At 68.8% G+C, this 18,381-nt stretch carries 20 protein-coding genes and 1 tRNA gene; 13 read left to right on the top strand and 8 right to left on the bottom strand.

Annotated elements, in window-relative coordinates:
• Window positions 1–95: 95 nt before the first annotated feature.
• The 4 genes from sbcB to minC form a co-directional block, all read right to left on the bottom strand.
• Window positions 96–1,586, bottom strand: a complete 1,491-nt coding sequence (gene sbcB, locus ETC07_RS14815; RefSeq protein WP_136249295.1) for an exodeoxyribonuclease I — start codon at window positions 1,584–1,586, stop codon at window positions 96–98.
• A gap of 75 nt (window positions 1,587–1,661) precedes the next feature.
• Window positions 1,662–1,913 (bottom strand): cell division topological specificity factor MinE, encoded by a 252-nt coding sequence (gene minE / locus ETC07_RS14810; protein ID WP_136249294.1) that lies wholly within the window; start codon window positions 1,911–1,913, stop codon window positions 1,662–1,664.
• Entirely contained in the window at window positions 1,910–2,728 is an 819-nt protein-coding gene (gene minD, locus ETC07_RS14805) for a septum site-determining protein MinD (protein ID WP_136249293.1), read from the bottom strand. Before minD ends, minE begins: the two co-directional genes overlap by 4 nt.
• Window positions 2,729–2,801: 73 nt before the next feature.
• Complete coding sequence (minC, locus tag ETC07_RS14800; protein WP_136249292.1) at window positions 2,802–3,551, bottom strand: septum site-determining protein MinC; 750 nt, start codon at window positions 3,549–3,551, stop codon at window positions 2,802–2,804.
• 260 nt (window positions 3,552–3,811) lie between these two features.
• On the opposite strand from minC, the gene ETC07_RS14795 reads away from it, so the two are divergent.
• The 3 genes from ETC07_RS14795 (at window position 3,812) to ETC07_RS14785 (ending at window position 7,907) form a co-directional block, all read left to right on the top strand.
• Window positions 3,812–6,595: a DUF349 domain-containing protein gene (locus ETC07_RS14795; protein ID WP_136249291.1), complete on the top strand. Its 2,784-nt coding sequence runs from the start codon at window positions 3,812–3,814 to the stop codon at window positions 6,593–6,595.
• Between the two features lie 109 nt (window positions 6,596–6,704).
• Window positions 6,705–6,781, top strand: a tRNA-Met gene (locus ETC07_RS14790).
• 178 nt (window positions 6,782–6,959) lie between these two features.
• Entirely contained in the window at window positions 6,960–7,907 is a 948-nt protein-coding gene (locus ETC07_RS14785) for a tetratricopeptide repeat protein (RefSeq protein WP_136249290.1), read from the top strand.
• Between the two features lie 80 nt (window positions 7,908–7,987).
• Here the strand turns inward: ETC07_RS14785 and ETC07_RS14780 are convergent, their stop codons facing one another.
• Window positions 7,988–9,163, bottom strand: a complete 1,176-nt coding sequence (locus ETC07_RS14780) for a MalY/PatB family protein (RefSeq protein ID WP_136249289.1) — start codon at window positions 9,161–9,163, stop codon at window positions 7,988–7,990.
• A gap of 42 nt (window positions 9,164–9,205) precedes the next feature.
• Between ETC07_RS14780 and ETC07_RS14775 the strand changes: the two genes are divergently transcribed.
• From ETC07_RS14775 to ETC07_RS14745, 7 genes are all read left to right on the top strand, one after another.
• A complete protein-coding gene (locus ETC07_RS14775) occupies window positions 9,206–9,640 on the top strand; it encodes a hypothetical protein (protein WP_136249310.1) in 435 nt (144 codons plus the stop codon).
• A gap of 115 nt (window positions 9,641–9,755) precedes the next feature.
• On the top strand, window positions 9,756–10,592 hold the full coding sequence (locus ETC07_RS14770) for a hypothetical protein (RefSeq protein ID WP_136249288.1): 837 nt from the start codon (window positions 9,756–9,758) through the stop codon (window positions 10,590–10,592).
• 58 nt (window positions 10,593–10,650) lie between these two features.
• Window positions 10,651–11,061, top strand: a complete 411-nt coding sequence (locus ETC07_RS14765; RefSeq protein ID WP_136249287.1) for an acyl-CoA thioesterase — start codon at window positions 10,651–10,653, stop codon at window positions 11,059–11,061.
• Complete coding sequence (ybaK, locus tag ETC07_RS14760; protein ID WP_136249286.1) at window positions 11,058–11,528, top strand: Cys-tRNA(Pro) deacylase; 471 nt, start codon at window positions 11,058–11,060, stop codon at window positions 11,526–11,528. Before ETC07_RS14765 ends, ybaK begins: the two co-directional genes overlap by 4 nt.
• Window positions 11,529–11,589: 61 nt before the next feature.
• Window positions 11,590–11,919 carry a hypothetical protein gene (locus tag ETC07_RS14755; RefSeq protein ID WP_136249285.1) on the top strand — a complete coding sequence of 110 codons (330 nt, stop codon included), beginning with the start codon at window positions 11,590–11,592 and terminating at the stop codon, window positions 11,917–11,919.
• The gene (locus ETC07_RS14750) at window positions 11,891–12,412 is read left to right on the top strand and encodes a DUF501 domain-containing protein (RefSeq protein WP_136249284.1); all 522 of its coding nucleotides are present in this window, start codon (window positions 11,891–11,893) and stop codon (window positions 12,410–12,412) included. Before ETC07_RS14755 ends, ETC07_RS14750 begins: the two co-directional genes overlap by 29 nt.
• A 102-nt stretch (window positions 12,413–12,514) precedes the next feature.
• Window positions 12,515–13,063, top strand: coding sequence for an LOG family protein (locus tag ETC07_RS14745; protein WP_136249283.1), 549 nt, complete (start codon window positions 12,515–12,517; stop codon window positions 13,061–13,063).
• 83 nt (window positions 13,064–13,146) lie between these two features.
• On the opposite strand, the gene ETC07_RS14740 is transcribed toward ETC07_RS14745, so the two are convergent.
• On the bottom strand, window positions 13,147–13,641 hold the full coding sequence (locus tag ETC07_RS14740) for a hypothetical protein (RefSeq protein WP_136249282.1): 495 nt from the start codon (window positions 13,639–13,641) through the stop codon (window positions 13,147–13,149).
• Between the two features lie 78 nt (window positions 13,642–13,719).
• Window positions 13,720–14,235 (bottom strand): tetratricopeptide repeat protein, encoded by a 516-nt coding sequence (locus tag ETC07_RS14735; protein ID WP_136249281.1) that lies wholly within the window; start codon window positions 14,233–14,235, stop codon window positions 13,720–13,722.
• A 222-nt stretch (window positions 14,236–14,457) separates the two neighbouring features.
• Between ETC07_RS14735 and ETC07_RS14730 the strand changes: the two genes are divergently transcribed.
• Together ETC07_RS14730 and yaaA are read left to right on the top strand one after the other, a co-directional pair.
• Window positions 14,458–15,492 carry an NADP(H)-dependent aldo-keto reductase gene (locus ETC07_RS14730; protein WP_136249280.1) on the top strand — a complete coding sequence of 345 codons (1,035 nt, stop codon included), beginning with the start codon at window positions 14,458–14,460 and terminating at the stop codon, window positions 15,490–15,492.
• A gap of 104 nt (window positions 15,493–15,596) precedes the next feature.
• A complete protein-coding gene (yaaA, locus tag ETC07_RS14725) occupies window positions 15,597–16,379 on the top strand; it encodes a peroxide stress protein YaaA (protein ID WP_136249279.1) in 783 nt (260 codons plus the stop codon).
• Between the two features lie 19 nt (window positions 16,380–16,398).
• On the opposite strand, the gene ETC07_RS14720 is transcribed toward yaaA, so the two are convergent.
• The gene (locus ETC07_RS14720; protein WP_136249278.1) at window positions 16,399–16,977 is read right to left on the bottom strand and encodes an isochorismatase family protein; all 579 of its coding nucleotides are present in this window, start codon (window positions 16,975–16,977) and stop codon (window positions 16,399–16,401) included.
• A 106-nt stretch (window positions 16,978–17,083) separates the two neighbouring features.
• On the opposite strand from ETC07_RS14720, the gene ETC07_RS14715 reads away from it, so the two are divergent.
• Complete coding sequence (locus tag ETC07_RS14715; RefSeq protein WP_136249277.1) at window positions 17,084–17,914, top strand: Tim44 domain-containing protein; 831 nt, start codon at window positions 17,084–17,086, stop codon at window positions 17,912–17,914.
• Window positions 17,915–18,381: the final 467 nt, after the last annotated feature.

Below are 18,381 nucleotides of genomic sequence, written 5' to 3'. Positions count from 1 at the left end.
GGGAGCCGAGCTCCCCGTCGCAATGAAAAACGGCCCTGCCGTCGCGAGCGACGGCAGGGCCGCCGGCGGCCCGCGGCAGACACGCGTCCCGGCGGTCAGCCGAACGCCTGGGGCGGCATCATGGCCTCCACATGCATCACCAGCTCCTCCAGCACCTGTCGCTCGCGGTCGCCGAGCGAACCCTGATTCAGGCGATCGATCTCACGGGCGAACTCCTTGAGGGTGAAACCGGCGACGGCGGCGTCATTCATGCGCTCCCAGCGGAAGGCCTCCCAGCGCTCCTGCTCCTCGCCGCTCAGGGTGTCGGGGTAGCTGCGCGCCCGATAGCGGAACAGCATCTCTTCCAGGCGCGGATCCTGGAAGGCGAAGCTCGCCCCCACCAGGTCCCAAGGCTCGGCGGCCCGCACCCGCTCCATCTGCTGGCGATCCGACGGCGAGAAGAAGCCTCCGGAATAGAGCATCAGGTCCGGATCATGGGGCGGCTCCGGCGGCGGCGCGGCGAACACCTCGGCGACCCGGGCGGCCACCTCGGGCTGCGCCGCCAGGGTCTTCCAGTGCCCACGACAGGCCTCCACGTCCAGCGCGAGGCGCTCGACGATATCGCCGTACTCGCCCTGACGGGGGCCGGCGACGTCCTTGAGCGCATTGGCCGGCAGCACCACCGGGCACTTGTTGATGTGGATGACCTTGAGCGGAATGCGCGACTCGCCCTCGGCCAGGTCGTCGTTGCTGACGAAGACCCGCTCGCGAATCTGCTCGGCCGACAGCGCCAGCAGCGGCTCGGGGTCCACCGAGAGGTCGTAGACGATCACCCCGTTGGGGTTCGTGGGGTGTTCGGCCAACGGCATCACCAGGGCACTGCAGCCCCGGCTGGCCGGATAACGCCGCGAGACGTGCAGCACTGGCTTGCGACCCGGCACGTCGAGCTGACGCGCCACCTGACGCTTGCCGCGCTGGGCCAGCAGGTAATCGAAGAGATTGGCGTTGCAGCGACGCAGCAGCCGCGCCAGGGCGATGGTCGCCCGCACATCGGCCAGGGCATCGTGGGCACCGGCGTGCTCGATGCCGTTGGCCGCGGTCAGGTCCTCGAGCCGGAAGCTCGGCGAGCCATCCTCGCGGGTCGGCCACTCGATGCCCTCGGGGCGCAGGGCATGGAAGGCCCGCACCACGTCGATCAGGTCCCAGCGCGAGTTGCCGTTCTGCCACTCCCGGGCATAGGGATCGAGCAGGTTGCGATAGAAGAGGTGGCGGCCGATCTCGTCGTCGAAACGCACGTTGTTGTAGCCCAGCACGCAGGTGCCGGGCTGGCTCATTGCCGCCATCACCCGGCCGGCGAATTCCGCCTCGGGCAGGCCACGCCGCAGCGCCCGCTGCGGCGTGATACCGGTGATCAAGCAAGCCTGGGGATGCGGCAGGTAATCATCGGCGGGCTTGCAGTACAGCTCGATGGGCTCGTCGAGCTCGTTGAACTCGGCATCGGTGCGAATCGCTGCGAACTGGGAGGGCCGGTCGCGGCGCGTATCGGCGCCGAAGGTCTCGTAGTCGTGCCAGAGAAAGGTCAGGGGGGCGGCTTGCGACTTCGCCATGGGCGAGCTCTCCGAGCGGGCATAGAAAAACGGCCCCCAAGCCTAGCACAGGGGGAACGGCGGCTCAGCCGCCGCTCAGTCTCTGGGCAGGGTGACGTTGAGCTCCAGCACGGAGCAGTTGTCTTCGCTGTCGAGGGAAATATTGACCGCCTCGTCGTCGACCTGGACGTAGCGGCGAATCACTTCCAACAGCTCCTTCTCGAGCATCGGCATGAAGTCCGGCTGGCCGCGCTGGCTGCGTTGGTGCGCGACGATGATCTGTAGCCGCTCCTTGGCGACGGAAGCGGATTTCTTGCGCTCGCGCTTCAGGAATTCGAGTAGCTTCACCTACGACCTCCTCCGAACATGCGGCTGAGCAGCCCCTTCTTCTGATACTCATGGAAACGCAGCGGCACGTCTTCGTCCATCAGCCGCGCCACTGTATCGGCATAGGCCTGGCCGGCATCGCTGCCCTCGTCGTGGGTCACCGGAACGCCCTGGTTCGAGGCACGCAGCACCGCCCCCGACTCGGGGATCAGCCCGGCCAGCTTGATGGCCAGGATCTCCTGGATGTCCTCCAGGTTGAGCATGTCACCGCTGTCCACCCGGTTCGGGTTGTAGCGTGTGATCAGCAGATGCTCCTTGATCGGGTCTTCACCACGCTCGGCGCGCCGGGTCTTGGACGCCAGCAGGCCGAGGATGCGATCGGAGTCGCGCACCGAGGACACCTCTGGATTGGTGACCACGATCGCCTCGTCGGCGAAGTACATGGCCAGCTGGGCGCCGCGCTCGATCCCCGCCGGGGAGTCGCAGACGATGTAGTCGAACTCCTTGTTCAGGGCGTTGAGTACGGTCTCGACGCCTTCCAGGGTCAGCGCGTCCTTGTCGCGAGTCTGCGAGGCCGGCAGGATATGCAGGTTATCGACCCGCTTGTCACGGATCAGCGCCTGATTGAGCCCGGCCTCTCCCTGGATGACATTGACCAGGTCATAGACCACGCGTCGCTCGCAGCCCATGATCAGGTCGAGGTTTCGCAGCCCCACGTCGAAGTCGATGACTACGGTCTTCTGGCCCCGCAGCGCCAGGCCCGTCGCGATGGCGGCCGCACTGGTTGTCTTGCCGACCCCACCCTTGCCGGAGGTCACAACGATGATCTTGGCCAAGTGTCACATCCTGTCTGTCATGTAATAGAAAGGACGGCCCACCGAAGGGAGCCGCCGAGTCGTCGCCAGCGCGTCAGTCCAGCGTGGCGATGCCCAGCTGACCGGCGTCCAGGCGCACCTGGACGCCGGTCCCCAGCAGCCGGGGGTCGATGTCTTCCAGGCGCTTGTAGTTGCCGGCCACCGACAGCAGTTCGGCGCGCAACTCGCGACAGAAGATCGCCGCTTCCGGGTCGCCGTGAATACCGGCCAGGGCCCGGCCGCGCAGGGCGCCGTAGACATGGACACTGCCCCCGGCCAGCACCTCGGCGCCGGCGTTGACCGCGCCCACGACCACCAGATCGCCTTCCGGCGCGGTGACCTGCTGCCCGGAACGCACCGTGCCACGATAGATGCGCCCGACCGCACTGGCGGCCGGCGTCGGCTCGTCGGCAACCGTCGCCTCGGGTGCCGGTTCGGCATCGGTGGTCGGCACGCTCTCCAGGGTACGCGGCCGCGCCGCCTCCTGTGGCGGGAACCAGCCGAGCCCCAGCGCCCAGGACGACTGCTTGACGGGATCCGTCCCGCCGCGCACCGCCACCGGCAAAAGCTTATGGGCCCGGCACACCGCACAGATCCGCTCGAGGGCAAGGTGCGGTTCGTCGAGCTGTTCGACGCTGAGCACCACCGGGGTATGCTGGAAGAAAGCGGGTGACTGACTGAGCTTGCCGGCGAGTTGCTCGCGAATGTGTTCGGGGTCGGCACTGGCCAGTTCCATGACCGTCATCGGCAGCATGCCGCCCTTGAAGGTGAATGCCATCCCATCCCTGTCCACTTTGAGGCTCATGGCCGAACTCCACGTCGGATGATGATCGGGGACCTGCTCACAAGCTATGCGAGTCCCCCCGATCCCGCAACCGATCATATGTCACGCCCGGGTGGCTTGTCAGTGTCTCGTAACGGCTACAGTCGACCATCATGCCCTTTTCTGCCGGCACGCCGCATGCTTAGATAACTCCATGATACCGCGTCATCGTGACGCGTCTCACGTTTCAGCGCGCCGGCACGCCATCTTAGCAGGGGCGCCGGCCCACCTCAGGACCCCCCATGCCAGGACTCCTTCGCCGTCTGTTCGCGCCTCGCTGGCAGCACCCGGCCCCCGAGGTGCGCCGCCAGGCCATCGCCCGCCTCGACCCCACGCAACCCTCACAGCTCGCCCCGCTCGAGCGCCTCGCAACGGATGCCGACCCCGGTGTCCGCCGCGAGGCGCTGGCCCGGCTCGAGGACCCGCAGCGACTGCTGACCCTGCGCCACGAACGAGGTGACACCCTCGAGCTTCGCGAGCGCATCATCGTGCTGCTGTGCGGCCGGGATGGCGATATCGACCTGCCCCACCGCATCGCCCTGGTCGAGGCCCTGGACGACCTCACGCTGGCCGAGCGCATCGCCCGGGAAGGCGACAACCAGCAATTGCGCCTGGCCGCCCTGGCATGCCTCAGCGAGGAAGACGCCCTGATTCGCCAGGCCTGCGACAACGGCATCGCCGCCGTGCGCCAGGCGGCGGCGGCCCGAGTCGAGAGCGAGAGCGGCCTGCAGCGGCTGATCCAGGGTGCCAAGCGCGACCGCCAGGTGATGCGCCAGGCCCGCGAACGCCTCCAGCGATGTCGCGCCGACGCCGCCTCGCTGGCCGAGGACCGCCAGCGGCGCGAGACCCTGCTAGGCAAGCTCGAAGCCCTCGGCCACGCCACCTGGGAGCCCCACTACGGCGATCGCTTTCGCCACCTGATGCGCGAATGGTCGAACCTTGGCACCCCGCCCGACGCCGAGCAGGAGCGCCGTTACCAGGAGGCCTGCCTGCGCTGCCGCAAGACGCTTAGCGACCATGAGGCCCACGAACAGGCCCAGGATGCCGCCGAACAGCGCCGCGAGGATGCCGACCAGGCCCGCGAGTCGTTGATCGAATCCTTGGAGGAAAGCCTCGACGGGCTGCATCACGGGGACCGCCTCGCCGACCAGGACATCGCCACACTGCGCGCCCAGAAACAGCTGTTGGCCAGCCGCTGGCAGGCGCTCTCCGAGCAGCACCTCGCCGACGACTCGCTGCGCCAGCGCTACGATGCGGCGCTGGCCGACTTCGCCCGCATCGTCGAGGCCCGGGAGCGGCTGGATGAACGCGCCGAGGCCATCGAACAGGCCTTGCGCGACGAAGACGACGACAGCCTGGCCGACCTCATCGAGGCCTGCGACTGGCCCGATGACCTGCCCCCATCGCCGCTGCTGCAACGCGCCGGCTGGCGCCTCGCCGACGAGGCCGGAGAGGCCGCCGACGCCGACGATCTCGAGGCTCGCCGGGCTCGCGTCGGCGACGAGCTGGCGCGTCTCGAGCGCCTGCTCGACAACGGCGCCTTCAAGGGCGCCAGCCGGCTTCACCAGAGCCTGCGCCAGCAGCTCGAGCAGCTGCCCGCCGCCGGCCGCGCTGAGCACGCCGCCCGGCTCAAGCGTCTCGGCGCGCGACTCGCAGAGCTGCGTGACTGGCGCGGCTTCGTCGCCGGGCCCAAGCGCACCCAGTTGTGCGAGGCCATCCAGGCCCTGGCGGGAGACGACAACCTCGACGACGCCGAGCTCGACCGCCGCCATCGCCGGCTGGTCAAGGAATGGCGAGACCTCGGCGATGCCGCCGCCAATCGCGACCAGTCGAACGCCTTTCGCGCCGCCTCGGACCGCATCCACGAGCGTCTGCGTGCCTGGCGCAGCCATCAGGACCGCCAACGGCAAGACAACCTCGCGGCCCGCCAGGCCCTGTGCGACCAGCTGGCACCACTGCTCGACCAGCCCGCCGCCACGGCCGACCCGGACGCCCTGCGCGAGATCCGTGATCGCGCCCGCCAGCAATGGCGGCGGTTGTCGCCGGTGCCACGCGACGAGGCCGACGCCATCGGCCGGCGTTTCAGCCGCATCCGCCACGCCCTCCAGGCGCTGATCGAGAAACGCGCCGGTGAGATCGCCGAGGCCAAGCGCGAATTGATCGAAGAAGCCCGAACCCTTCGCGACCGGGAGCAGCCCCCCCAACGCCGTGCCGAGCAGGCCAAGACCCTGCAGCGTCGCTGGCGCGAGCTGGGCCGCGCGCCCAGGGGCGAGGAGCAGGTGCTATGGCGCGAGTTTCGCCATCTATGCGACGACATCTTCGCCCTGCGCGACGCCGACCGCAGCGACCAGGCACAGCGCCAGCGCACCAGGCTGGATGCCATGCAGGCGTTGATCGAGCGCATGGACGCCTGGCAGCCGACCTCCAGCGACGATGAAGCGCGGCTCGAGGAAGCCCTGCAGGAGGCCGCCGCGCTGGAGCCTTTGCCCACGGGGCGCCGCAGCGAGGGCATGCGGCGCCGCTGGACGGGCATCGTGCGCGCCCGGCGCGAACGGCTGGCACGCCTGGCGCTGGCCGAGGTCGTCGAGCGCTGGCGCAAGGCGCGCCCCCTGCTGGACGCCCATCTCGAGGCGGATGCGGCCTCACAGCGAGACGCCGCGGTGGAAGACGTGGCGGCACCAGAAGCGCTGCCGGCCGCCCTGCAACGCGCCCACGCCACCCGCAACGCGGCCCGCCGCCAACCGCCACCGGCCGCCGAGGTCGCGGAGCGCCTGGCCCGCCTGCGCGTCCACCTGGCCCTGCTGGCCGGCGACACCAGCCACCGCCAGGACGATCCGTTACGGCTGGCCATCCAGGTCGAGCGCCTCAACGACAACCTCGGACACACGCCCACCCGGACCGAGGAGCTGCGCGGCGTGCTGCTCGAGCTGCTCGCCACCGGCCCCGTGTCGCCGGCCCTCTGGGAGCGCGAGGTCAGCGAGCTCGACCATACCCTCGACACCCTGACCCGCCTGCCTCCGCCCTGATCCCACTCGGCACGCCCCTGTGCGAGGCCCTGCGGCCTCGCACAGTGCGGAACCTCTCAAGGCAGGGTTGACGCTGGGCCATCTCTCTGTATAATACGCCTCACGTTGATGCGGGGTGGAGCAGTCTGGTAGCTCGTCGGGCTCATAACCCGAAGGTCATCGGTTCAAATCCGGTCCCCGCTACCAAATATCGAAAAAGGCCAAAACCTTCGGGTTTTGGCCTTTTTCATGTGTCACGCCATCGCCAGCCGCCGCCTTCACGCGGCGGCTCTTGCATGCCGGCTCCCTCTCGAACGCCCCTTGAATCTCCCCCGCCCCGCCCGCATAAATAGGCCAAACCCATTTCGTTCAAGGCCAGATCACCATGCCGATCGTCGATCCCCGTACCGGTGAGCCGCTCACCTCCGATGGCCAGGCCGAGGCTGCGCCCGGCGGCGCCCAGGGCGAGAGCCAGGGCGCCCAACGCGATGACCTGATCATCGACGTCGACCGTAACAACATCCAGCAACTGCTCGAGACCTCCATGCAGGTCCCGGTACTGCTCGACTGCTGGGCCCCCTGGTGCGAGCCGTGCAAGAATCTGATGCCGGTGCTGGAGAAGCTGGCCCGGGAATACAACGGCGCCTTCCTGCTGGCCAAGCTCAACATCGACGATAACCAGGACATCGCCGGCCAGCTGGGGGTGCGCTCGGTGCCCGACGTCAAGCTGATCAGCCAGGGCGGGCTGGTGGATCACTTCCAGGGCGCCCTGCCCGAGAAGGAGATCCGCGAGTGGCTCGGCAAGTACTTCCCGGAACCCGAAGGCATCCAGCCGGGGCCCGAGGATCAGGCCGCGGCCGCCCTGGAAGCGGGCGACGCCGACACCGCCAGCCAGATCTACGCGGAGCTGGTCCAGCAGTGGCCGGACCATGCCCCCTACAAGATCGAACTGGCACGCACCCTGGTGGCCGCCGGCCAAGCGGACGAGGCGCGCGCCCTGCTCGACGCCCTGCCGCCGGAGGAGCGTGACGCCGCCCCGGCCCGCGGCGTACGCGCCAGCATCGAGTTCGGCGAAGAGGCACCGTCCCACGAGGCACTCGCCGCCCTGGAGGGCCGCGACGACAGCGAGGCTCACTTTCAGCGCGCCCTGCGCCAGATCGCGGACGGCCAATACGAGGCCGGCCTCGAGGCACTGCTGACGCTGATGAAGCAGGACCGCGCCTACGCCGACGATGCCGCCCGCAAGACCCTGCTGCGGGTCTTCGATGCCCTGGGCAACGAGCATCCGCTGACCGTGACCTACCGCCGCAAGCTGTTCGCCCAGCTCTACTGATCGATACGCCCGGCGCCTTCCCGACACCCGGGGAGGCGCCCTCTTCGCCGCCGCCCTTCCCATGAAGAAGCGGCGGCGCGTCAGCCCCTTAGCACGTCGTCCAGCCGCACCAGCGCGGCTTCCAGCTGCGTGGCGGTGGTGCCGAAATTGAGCCGCACGAAGCCCGGCCAACCGAAGGCCGCCCCGTCGGAAAGCGCGACGCCAGCCCGCTCGAGCAGCGCCTGCTGGGGTGAGGCCACATCCCGCAGCGCCGGCGCCTCACGCAGGTCCAGCCAAGCCAGGTAGGTCGATGCCGGCGGCGCCATGCGCACGCCGGGCCAGCTCGCCACCCGTTCGGCCAGCCGCCGGCGATGGCCACGCAGCGTCTCGAGCAGTGCCTGACGCCAGGGATCGCCGTGACGATAGGCGGCCTCGGCGGCCACCAGGCCAAGCACGTTGCCATCCGGCTGCAGCCCCTTGGCCATGTTGGCGAAGCGGCGCCGCAAGCCGGCATCGGGAATCACCGCGCAGGCGGCGGTCAAGCCGGCCAGGTTGAAGGTCTTCGACGGCGCCCAGAGCGTCAGGGTACGCTCGGCGAGCCCCGGGTAAGCCGCCGCCAGCGGCCGATGCCGCGCCCCTTCGTCGAGCAGCAGGTCGCAGTGCAACTCGTCGGAGACCACCAGCAGGTCATGGCGCTCGACCAGCGCGGCCAGGCCATCGAGCTCGTCGGCGCGCCATACCCGGCCGGTGGGGTTGTGCGGCTGGCACCACAGCAGCAGCCGTGTCTCCGGGGTGATCGCCGCCTCCAGGGCCTCGAGATCCAGCCGCCAGTCATCGCCTTCGGCCTCGGGCGGCCGCAGGGCCGCCTGCTGAGGCACCCGGCCGGTACGCTCCGCCACCTGCAGGAAGGGCGGGTAGATCGGCGTCACCGTGAGCACGCCATCGCCCGGCGCGGTCAACGCCAGGCTCGCCAGATGCAGCGCCGGCACTACGCCCGGCAGCCATAGCTGCCAGTCGGGCTCGATGGCCCAGCCGTAGTGCGCCGCGCTCCAGTCACACAGCGCCTGGCGCAGGCTTTCCGGCACCAGGCCGTAACCATAGACGCCGTGCGCGACCCGCTCGTGCAGCGCCTCGGTCACCGCCGGCGGCGAGCGAAAATCCATGTCGGCGACCCATAGCGGCAGCACATCTTCCGCATACTGGTGCCATTTCTGTGACGGCCAGTCACCTTGCGCCGGGTGGCGTCGTTCCACGGACGTGGCAAAATCGAATTCCATCGCGTTTCCTGCTCCAAAAGGCCCTGAACCATGACCGAAACGATGCCGCAAGACGGCTTCTATGCCAAGGTGCTCCGCGGCCTGCCCGCACTCATCGCGCGCTGGCGGGATCTCGGCTGTGATGCGCCGGATCGCCTGGCGTTGATCCTCGCCGAGACCGCCCGGGTGGCCAAGCTGGGCGAACCCGAGGCCACACCCGACGCCGCGACCCTCCACGCCTGGGCCGATCCCGAGGCCGCCGACGAGGTGCCGCTATGGGCCGGCCGCACCGCCCTCTTCCTGCTGGTGCAGATGCCGGCCCGGCCGTTGCCGGCCGACGATGCCGAGGCCTGCGCCTGGGCCTACTGCTGGCTGCGCAATCGTGCCCCAGAAAGCTTCGAGGCCGCCCGCGACGCCCTCCCCGAACACCTCCGCCAACCGCTAGGCGCCGCCCTCAAGGCGGCCTGGATCGATCAACAGGGCCTGCGGCTGGTGTAGACGACCGAACACCCAGGCGCACGCCTCTAACGGCTCACGGGCCATTCGCCGACGGGCGTCTGCCCGCAACGCCTCCGGCCTGAGCGAGACGGGCCCCAGGATCAAGGAGAAACACATGGACGTCCCACTCGCTTGGCAACTGGCCAAGCTGCTCGCCTCGATCGGCGTGGTGCTCGGCCTGTCGATGATCGCCGAACGGGTCAGCACTCGCGTCGCCGGGTTGCTCTCCGGCTATCCGCTGGGGACGGCCATCGCGCTGTTCTTCATCGGGCTTGAGCTATCGCCCGAGTTCGCGGCCGAGAGTGCGGTCCACACCCTGGCGGGCTTCACGGCCACGCTCGCGCTGGGCGGCGGCTATCTGCTCGGCGGGCGCCGCGAGGGGCTCGCCGGCGTCGTCCTCGGCACGCTCGCGGGGCTGGCCGCCTGGTTCGTCACCAGCCTGGCGCTGACCCAGTTCGATCTCGACCGCATCACCGGCACGCTGACGACCCTGGTGGCCATCGCGCTGTTCTCCTGGCTCTACCGCCGTGTGCCAGACACCAAGGCCGCCCCCCGCGGAGGCACTTCCTGGCCCGCCCTCGCGCTGCGAGCCGGCCTTGCGGCAGGCATCGTCTTCTTGATCACCGGCCTCGCCCACGTGGTTCCCTCGGCCTGGGCCGGCGTGATGGCCGCCTTCCCGGTGACCCTGTACCCCTTCCTGGTGATCCTGCACCTGACCCAGGGCCCCGCGCCCACGGCCACCGTGATCAAGCACTACCCGGCAGGGCTCGGCTCGTTGCTGTGCTATGCGTTATGCGTCTCGCTGACCTACGACCGCCTGGGGCTGGTCGCCGGCACCCTGATCGGCTTCGCCGCCGCCACCGCCTGGCTGCTGGCCTGGACGCGCCTGCGCTCCTGGTATGCCTCGCGCCCGGCCCGACAGCCCAACGCCGACACGGGACCCAGCACTTGACCGAGCGCTTGCTCGAGACAAAGCTGTCCCCCTTGAGACGCTCACAAGGAAACCGCCGATGTTCACGCGCACCATCGAGCCCGCCTTCTACGACACCGACGCCCTCGGGCACATCAACAACACCCGCCTGCCGGCCTGGTTCGAGCTGGCCCGTAACGACCTCTTCCGGCTCTTCACCCCCGACCTCGACCCAGGCCAGTGGCGGCTGATCATGGCGCGCATGGAGATCGACTACCGCGCCGAGCTTTACTACGGCCACGATATCGAGATCCGCACCTACCTCACCCGACTCGGCGGGAGCTCCTTCACCGTGACCCAGGAGGCCTGGCAATCGGGTCGGCTGGCCAACCTGGGCCACGCGGTGATGGTCCACTACGACCATCGGGACAAACGCGCGGTGCCTCTCGAGGGCGAGCTGCGCGAGGCGCTTGCCGCCCACCTGCAGGATGCGGAGGCCGTCGACGCATGACCCCTGCCGTCAAGGCGCTGGAGAAGGCCAACGTGACCTTCGACACCGCCAGCTATGCCCACGACCCGCGCCGACCGGCCTACGGCGAGGAAGCCGCCGAGGCCCTGGGGCTACCGCCAGCGACGGTGTTCAAGACGCTGCTCGCCCAGCTCGATGATGGCCGTCTGGCGATGGCCATCGTGCCGGTCCCCGCCCAGCTCGACCTCAAGGCCCTGGCGCGGGTGGCCGGCGCCCGCAAGGCGCGCATGGCCGAGCCCGCCGAGGCCGAACGTGCCACCGGCTACGTGGTCGGCGGCATCAGTCCGCTGGGGCAGAAGAAACGCCTGCCGGCCTTCATCGATGCCAGTGCCGAGGCCCTGCCGCGGATCCATGTCAGCGGCGGACGACGCGGCCTGGAGATCGAACTCGCACCGTTCGATCTGGCGCGCCTGCTGACGGCGACCTTCGCCCCGCTGGCGCGTGACTGAGCCGAATCTCACCGCACGCGGTCACAACCGTACTTGCGCCCACCCACTCGAGGGAGCCGTCATGGGCATTCGCTACGACCTCTGGATCGATCCCGACGACGTCGCGCGTCATCGCGCCGTCGAGTCTGAGCTTGAGCGCTTCTTCCTGGAGCGCTTCGCCGACTACCCGCATATCCGCTTGTTCGGGGCCGACCCCTACGATTATGATGCGCCCTTCAACCGCCTCTACGATGTCCTGATCGCGCGCGGCGCTGAGTACTGCGAACGGCACTGGCACTACGTGCCCACCCCCGAGCAGCTCAACCGCACCTTCTTTCGCGCCGTGGGACGCTCGACCAAATTCATACGAGACAACCCCGACGATGGTGACCCACCCCGACACGATGCCTGACGAGCGCCAGCTCGCCGTCATCGCCACACAGCTCGACCGCGCCCCGCGCGGCATCGAGGCCCTGGCCGCCGCCGACGGCGAAGGCACACCGCTGGTCCTGCGCATGGCCCCCATCGTCGACGGCACCCCCTTCCCGACCCTCTACTGGCTGAGCGACGAGCGGCTCAAGATCGAGCTCTCGCGCATCGAGGCGGCCGGGGTGATCAAGACCCTCGAGGCCCGGCTCAAGGAAGATCCCGACTTCCTGGCCGCCTACCATCAGAGCCACGAGGACTACGTGGCCGCTCGTTGGCGTCACATGAGCGAGGCCCAGCGCCACGAACTCGAGCGCCGCGGCTACGCTGACATGCTGCGCCAACGCGGCATCGGCGGCATCGCCAACTGGGACCAGGTACGCTGCCTGCATACCCAATACGCCCATCACCTGTGTGGCCACAACGTCATCGGCCAGTGGGTCGACGCCGAGTATGGCGTCATCGACCTGCTGCCCTGAGCCGCCAGCGCGGCCGGCGGCCCGACACCACCGCATGAGGGCGCCGACCGGCGCCCTCGTCGTTTGCGCCACGCTTCGGCGGTAACCTTCAAGGAGGAGAAGATGTCGAGTTTCTGCGTCTACCTGGGCTCACGCGACGGCCACGACCCACGCTTCCTCGCCGCCGCCCGGGCACTGGGCGAGGCGCTGGCCCGGCGCGGTCACTCGCTGGTCTATGGCGGCGCCCGAGTGGGCATGATGGGCGAACTGGCCGACAGCGTGCTGGCGGCCGGCGGCGAGGTGACCGGCGTCATGCCAGACCACCTGGTGGAACGCGAGCAGGCCCACCTGGCGCTGACCCGGCTGATCCGCGTGCGCAACATGCACGAGCGCAAGGCCAGCATGGCCGCCCACTGCGATGCCTTCATCGCCCTGCCCGGGGGCATCGGCACGCTGGAGGAACTGTTCGAGGCCTGGACCTGGCGCTACCTGGGGCTGCACGACAAGCCGATCGGCCTGCTCGACACCGGCGGCTTCTACTCGCCGCTGCTGACCTTCCTCGACAGCACCGTGGAGCACGGCTTCCTCGACGCTCACACTCGCCAGGACCTGCTCGCCGCCGAGGCACCCGCGGCCCTGCTCGATGCCCTGGAGACCCGGCTGGGCGCCTGAGCCGGAGTCGCCGAGGCCACGACACACGCCGCCCGGCGCGAGGCCGGGCGGTCGTAGGCTGGGCGGTGGGTAGTGCTACGGCGTCAGTCGGCGCCGCCCAACGTGCGCTGGTAGGTGAGCTGCAGCAGCAGGGCGTCTTCCCCGGCGCGATGACGCTGGATGCCGCGCTCCGCGATGATCGCCTCCTTGGTCTCGCTCCAGCGAATCAGCTGGGCCTCGCCGAGCAGGCGGCGCAGCGCCTCGAGGCGGAAGGCCGGCAACATGCCGGCATGATGGAAGAGCAGCGACATCCAGGTATTGTCGTAGCCCCAGCTATCGCTGTAGGCCACACCGACCTCGACGAGCTCGTCATTGAGCCAGCGCGCCACCTCGCGCACGGGGTAGCCCTCGCGGGCCAGGCGATTGCGCGAGATGCCATGCAGCAGTTCCGCCTTGGGATCCCAGTGTGTCCACTCATCCAGGGGCTGGATCAGGAAGGCGCAGGTACTGCCGTCCGCACGAGCCAGACCGACCTCGATGGGGTAGCTGCCGCGTCCGAATCCGGACGCTTCGATATCCAGCAGTGTCGGTAACGTCACGGGCTGCTGAGTCCTTGATGATGTAGGGCCACCGTGCAGGGTGGCCAGAGTCACTGCCTTGGGGGAGGCGCCATCATCCTAGTGTCGCGTCCCGACTTCATCGCTGTCCAGTGATGCGATCGGCACGGCGTTGCGCTCGGCCAGGGCCGCCCAGTGTGCGGTACGCTCGTGGTCTTCCGGCAACCCCAGCTCGCCGTGGCGATAGGCCCGGGCCAGGCGCTCCGCCGCCAGGCAATGCCCGGCCTCGCCGGCCCGCGCATACCAGGTGACCGCCCGGTCGTCGCGATGCGGGTACTGGGCGCAACCGTACTCATAGATCTGCCCGGCCTGATACTGGGCATGCCAATCGCCGCCCTGGGCGGCCTCGAGGACATAGCGGGCGCCACGGGCCTTGTCCTGTGGCGTGACGGCACGCCGAAACAGCACATGGCCGTACAACGACAGGGCGGCCGGGTGTCCGGCATCCGCGCAGCGCTGGAACAGATGCATAGTCAGGCGCTGCGTGCGCGGCGAGCGAGGCAGCCAGCGTGTATGGAACAGCTGGCACGCCAGTTGGTACTCGAGCCGAGTGAACAGTGACGATGCCTGCGGCATGACAAACAACCTTGCGTCCGGGGGTCGGTTGATGACGTCGAAGCAGCCTCCTGTGCCCGGCGTCCTGTACGGAAAAAGCGGCCGCCTTGTGGGCTCCTCCCAGGCAGCGGATGCGCAGCATACGCCCGCCCCGACGGCGACTCAACCCCCCGCCATTTACGATCTCGCTTCCCCGGCGCTACCATGCCAACGCACTGCCCACCCCTTGATGAGGAAACACGGATGCAGACCCGCCCTCTAGGCCAGACTGGCCTCGACGTCAGCCGGCTGTGCCTCGGCACCATGACCTTCGGCGAGCAGAACAGCGAGGCCGAGGCCCATGAGCAGCTAGACCGCGCCACGGCCTTCGGCGTCAACTTCATCGATACCGCCGAGATGTACCCGGTGCCGCCCAGGGCCGAGACCCAAGGGCTGACCGAGTCCTACGTCGGCAGCTGGCTCAAGGCCCGCGGCGCGCGAGACGACGTCATCCTCGCCACCAAGGCCGCCGGGCCGGGGCTGGCCCACATCCGTGGTGGCCCGCGACTGACCCGCGAGCACCTGCATCAGGCCATCGACGACAGCCTTACGCGCCTGCAGACCGACTATGTCGATCTCTATCAGCTGCACTGGCCCGACCGGCAGGCGAACTATTTCGGCCGCCTCGGCTACGAGCACGACGAACAGGAAGACGACGCCACGGGCCTCGAGGAGAGCCTATCCGCGCTGCAGGAACTGGTGCAGGCCGGCAAGATTCGCGCCGTGGGGCTGTCCAACGAGACACCCTGGGGGGTGATGCACGCCCTGCGGCTGGCCGAACGCCAGGGGCTGCCGCGCGTCGCCTCGGTGCAGAACCCCTACAGCCTGCTCAACCGCAGCTTCGAGGTCGGCCTGGCCGAGATCGCCCATCGCGAGGACGTCGGCCTGCTGGCCTACTCACCGCTGGCCTTCGGCAAGCTGTCCGGCAAGTACCTCGACGGTGCTCGACCGGAGGGGGCACGCCTGACGCTCTTTGAGCGCTTCCAGCGCTACAACACGCCCGCGGCCGACGAGGCGACCCGCGCCTATGTCGAGATCGCCCGGGAGCACGGCCTCGACCCGGCCCAGATGGCGCTGGCCTATGTCAATTCACGCTCCTTCCTGACCAGCAACATCATCGGCGCCACCAGCATGGCGCAGCTGGAAAGTAACCTGGAGAGCGAGGCGCTGCGCCTCGACGACGAGGTCCTCGCGGCTCTCGAAGCCGTCCACCGGCGCATCCCGAACCCCTGCCCCTGAGCCCTGCCGGCCGACACGCGCCGGGGCTATGAACCCGATAGCCCCGGCGCAAGGGCGCGCCTGATATACTCGCTGGCGACTCTCTACAGGCACAGGAGCGCCCCATGCTGAGCGTGATCTCGCCCGCCAAGACGCTGGACTTCGAGACCCCGGCGACCACCTCCCAGGCCACCCGGCCCGACTTCCTCGACCACAGCCGCGAGCTGATCGACATCCTGCGCGAGCTTTCGCCTCAGCAGATCGGCGAGCTGATGGGCGTCAGCGACAAGATCGCCGGGCTCAACGCGGCCCGCTTCGCCGAGTGGCAGACCCCCTTCACCCCGGATAACGCCAAGCCCGCCGCCCAGGCCTTCCAGGGCGACGTCTACGTGGGGCTAGAGGCCGCCTCCTTCGACGACGGCGACAACGCCTTCGCTCAGGGCCATCTACGCATCCTCTCCGGCCTCTACGGCCTGCTGCGCCCGCTGGACCTGATCCAGCCCTATCGCCTGGAGATGGGCACCAAGCTGACCAACCCCGCGGGCAAGGATCTCTACGCCTACTGGCGGTCGACCCTCAGCGCGGCCCTCGAGCGTGCCATCGCCGATAGCGGCAGCAAGGTGCTGGTCAACCTGGCCTCCAACGAGTACTTCAAGGCCATCGACGCCAAGCGGCTCGACGCCAGGGTGATCGCCCCGGTGTTCAAGGACGAGAAGAACGGTCAGCACAAGATCATCAGCTTCTACGCCAAGAAGGCCCGCGGCCTGATGGCGGCCTGGATGGTCCACCAGCGCCTCGACGACCCGGAAGGCCTCAAGGACTTCGATGTGGCCGGCTACCGCTACAGCGCCGCCATGAGCGAGGGCAACAGCCTGGTGTTCTGCCGCGCCGAGCAGGACCGCCCCTGATGCCCGGCCACGCCGTGCCTCAATCGAAGAAACGCAAGGGGCGCGGCGAACGCGGCTTGAGGAAGCGGCGGTGCAGGTCCTGGAAGTCGGCATCATCGCCGCGCTCCAGCCACTCATAAGCCGCCATGTCGGCGCTCACCGTCCAGCCACCGGCCCGCTCGATGCGCCGACGGGCCAGGCCCGCCTCAGCGCGGCGCCGACTCACCGTGGCCTCCGCCAACCAGAAGACGTCATAACCGGCCTCACGCAGGCCGAGTCCCGTCTGCAGCACGCAAACATGCGCCTCGGCCCCGCATAGCACCACCTGCCGCCTCCCGCCGTCCTCCAGCGCCGCCGCGAACCGCGCCTGCGCATGGGCATCGAAATGCGTCTTCTCCCAGCGCCGCGGGCCCTCGAGCGCCGCCAACAGGCCCGCATCGGTGCCGCCGAGCTTCATCGGCGACTGCTCGGTCAACCATACCGGCACGCCCAACGCGCCGGCCACACCGCCCAACCAGCTCGCTTCACGAACGGCCTGTTCACCATCCTCCAGCACCGGCAGCAGCCCCGCCTGCAGGTCAACGATCAGCAGCACACTCTTCTCACGCACCAGACGCATCGACGATCCTCTCTCGGTAGACGGTGTCGGAGGCCCACTTAGTCGCTAGAATGAGCGCTTCGACTCTTCTCGGCGGCTCCTTCGCCACACTCTCTGGAGACACACGATGCGTCAACTCCTTGTCATGCTCGTCGTCGGCCTGCTTGGCTTCGGCCTCGCCGTCGACCACGCCGACGCCCGCCGCATGGGGGGCGGCAAGAGCTTCGGCAGCTACTCCCGCTCCGCCGACGGCCCGAGCGCCACCAGCTCACGCACCAACAGCACCGCGGGTGCCGCCTCAACCCGGCGCAAGCCATCCAGCGGGCTCTCGCGTTTCGCCGGCCCCTTCGCCGGCCTGCTGGCCGGCGGCCTGCTCGCCTCGCTGTTCTTCGGCGGCGCCTTCGACGACCTGCGCTTCTTCGATATCCTGCTGATCGGCGGCGCGCTCTTCCTGTTGTTCAAGCTCTTCGCCCACAAGCGACGAGCCGCCACCTCCGGGGGGCCGAACATGGCATCCCGCGACGCCCGGGAACCGTCCCAGGCACAGCCCCAGGCCTTTACCGGCAGCCTCGGTGGCGGCCTCGCCAAGGAACCGACGTGGTTCGATCGCGAGCGTTTCCTGGGCGGCGCCAAGGAACACTTCATGACCCTGCAGCGGGCCTGGGACAACAACGACTTCTCCCAGATACAGGACTACGTGACACCCGAGCTCTACAACCTGTTACGCACCGAGCGCGATCAGCAGCCGGCCAACAACCATACCGAGGTCGTGCGCCTGTTCGCCGAACTCGGCAGCATCCAGGAAATCGGCACCCAGGCCGAAGCCACCGTGCTGTTCCACGGCATTCTCGACGAGAACGGTGAACAGAACGCCTTCAACGAGACCTGGCACCTGATACGCGAGCTGCGTGAGGATGCCCCCTGGCACGTCCAGGGGATCGAGCAGAACCCCGCCTGATCAGTCACCGCCACGAGAAAGGCCGGGCTTCTTGCCCGGCCTTTTCGTATCGGTCACGCCGTCCACCGACGGCCACAGGGGCTGCCACTTGAAGGTGCTCGGCACCTCTTCGCCGCTCTCTCTCCCACGTACCACCCTGCGCGCTGATTTCCGCCATGCTGGCGTCTAAGCCATCCCGCCTCCTACTTGGTCGGCACTCGAGTGCCGAGTGCCATAGCCCCAGCGTGACGCATCCCCATAGGGTCAGGGCACTGGGGAAGAAGCGCGGGATTCACCTCGACACGGCGACCCACTACCTCTCCAACGCCGATACGACAACACCCCATCCTCACAAGAGGACGGGGCGCTCGTTCTGGAAACCGGCCCGGCATAGTGCCGGCGCCTAGCACCCGACATAGCCAGGCACAAAAAAGCCGAGCCCGGAGGCTCGGCTTTCACGTCGTCGGATGCGGGGCTCGGGCAGGCCC

The sequence above is a fragment of the Halomonas borealis genome, from assembly GCF_004798905.1.
GTDB lineage: Bacteria > Pseudomonadota > Gammaproteobacteria > Pseudomonadales > Halomonadaceae > Halomonas > Halomonas borealis.
The sequence above is the reverse complement of the archived record's forward strand: the minus strand, read 5'-3'. Positions and strand labels throughout refer to the sequence as shown.

What these genes read in the sequence shown, in the direction of transcription:
- ETC07_RS14735 (WP_136249281.1), bottom strand. Translation starts at nt 14,235, where the DNA reads ATGCCGCAGGCATCGTCACTGTTCACTCGGCTCGAGTACCAACTGGCG.
- yaaA (WP_136249279.1), top strand. Translation starts at nt 15,597, where the DNA reads ATGCTGAGCGTGATCTCGCCCGCCAAGACGCTGGACTTCGAGACCCCG.
- ybaK (WP_136249286.1), top strand. Translation starts at nt 11,058, where the DNA reads ATGACCCCTGCCGTCAAGGCGCTGGAGAAGGCCAACGTGACCTTCGAC.
- ETC07_RS14755 (WP_136249285.1), top strand. Translation starts at nt 11,590, where the DNA reads ATGGGCATTCGCTACGACCTCTGGATCGATCCCGACGACGTCGCGCGT.
- ETC07_RS14770 (WP_136249288.1), top strand. Translation starts at nt 9,756, where the DNA reads ATGGACGTCCCACTCGCTTGGCAACTGGCCAAGCTGCTCGCCTCGATC.
- ETC07_RS14795 (WP_136249291.1), top strand. Translation starts at nt 3,812, where the DNA reads ATGCCAGGACTCCTTCGCCGTCTGTTCGCGCCTCGCTGGCAGCACCCG.
- ETC07_RS14785 (WP_136249290.1), top strand. Translation starts at nt 6,960, where the DNA reads ATGCCGATCGTCGATCCCCGTACCGGTGAGCCGCTCACCTCCGATGGC.
- sbcB (WP_136249295.1), bottom strand. Translation starts at nt 1,586, where the DNA reads ATGGCGAAGTCGCAAGCCGCCCCCCTGACCTTTCTCTGGCACGACTAC.
- minC (WP_136249292.1), bottom strand. Translation starts at nt 3,551, where the DNA reads ATGAGCCTCAAAGTGGACAGGGATGGGATGGCATTCACCTTCAAGGGC.
- ETC07_RS14730 (WP_136249280.1), top strand. Translation starts at nt 14,458, where the DNA reads ATGCAGACCCGCCCTCTAGGCCAGACTGGCCTCGACGTCAGCCGGCTG.
- ETC07_RS14715 (WP_136249277.1), top strand. Translation starts at nt 17,084, where the DNA reads ATGCGTCAACTCCTTGTCATGCTCGTCGTCGGCCTGCTTGGCTTCGGC.
- ETC07_RS14750 (WP_136249284.1), top strand. Translation starts at nt 11,891, where the DNA reads ATGGTGACCCACCCCGACACGATGCCTGACGAGCGCCAGCTCGCCGTC.
- ETC07_RS14780 (WP_136249289.1), bottom strand. Translation starts at nt 9,163, where the DNA reads ATGGAATTCGATTTTGCCACGTCCGTGGAACGACGCCACCCGGCGCAA.
- ETC07_RS14765 (WP_136249287.1), top strand. Translation starts at nt 10,651, where the DNA reads ATGTTCACGCGCACCATCGAGCCCGCCTTCTACGACACCGACGCCCTC.
- ETC07_RS14720 (WP_136249278.1), bottom strand. Translation starts at nt 16,977, where the DNA reads ATGCGTCTGGTGCGTGAGAAGAGTGTGCTGCTGATCGTTGACCTGCAG.
- ETC07_RS14745 (WP_136249283.1), top strand. Translation starts at nt 12,515, where the DNA reads ATGTCGAGTTTCTGCGTCTACCTGGGCTCACGCGACGGCCACGACCCA.
- ETC07_RS14775 (WP_136249310.1), top strand. Translation starts at nt 9,206, where the DNA reads ATGCCGCAAGACGGCTTCTATGCCAAGGTGCTCCGCGGCCTGCCCGCA.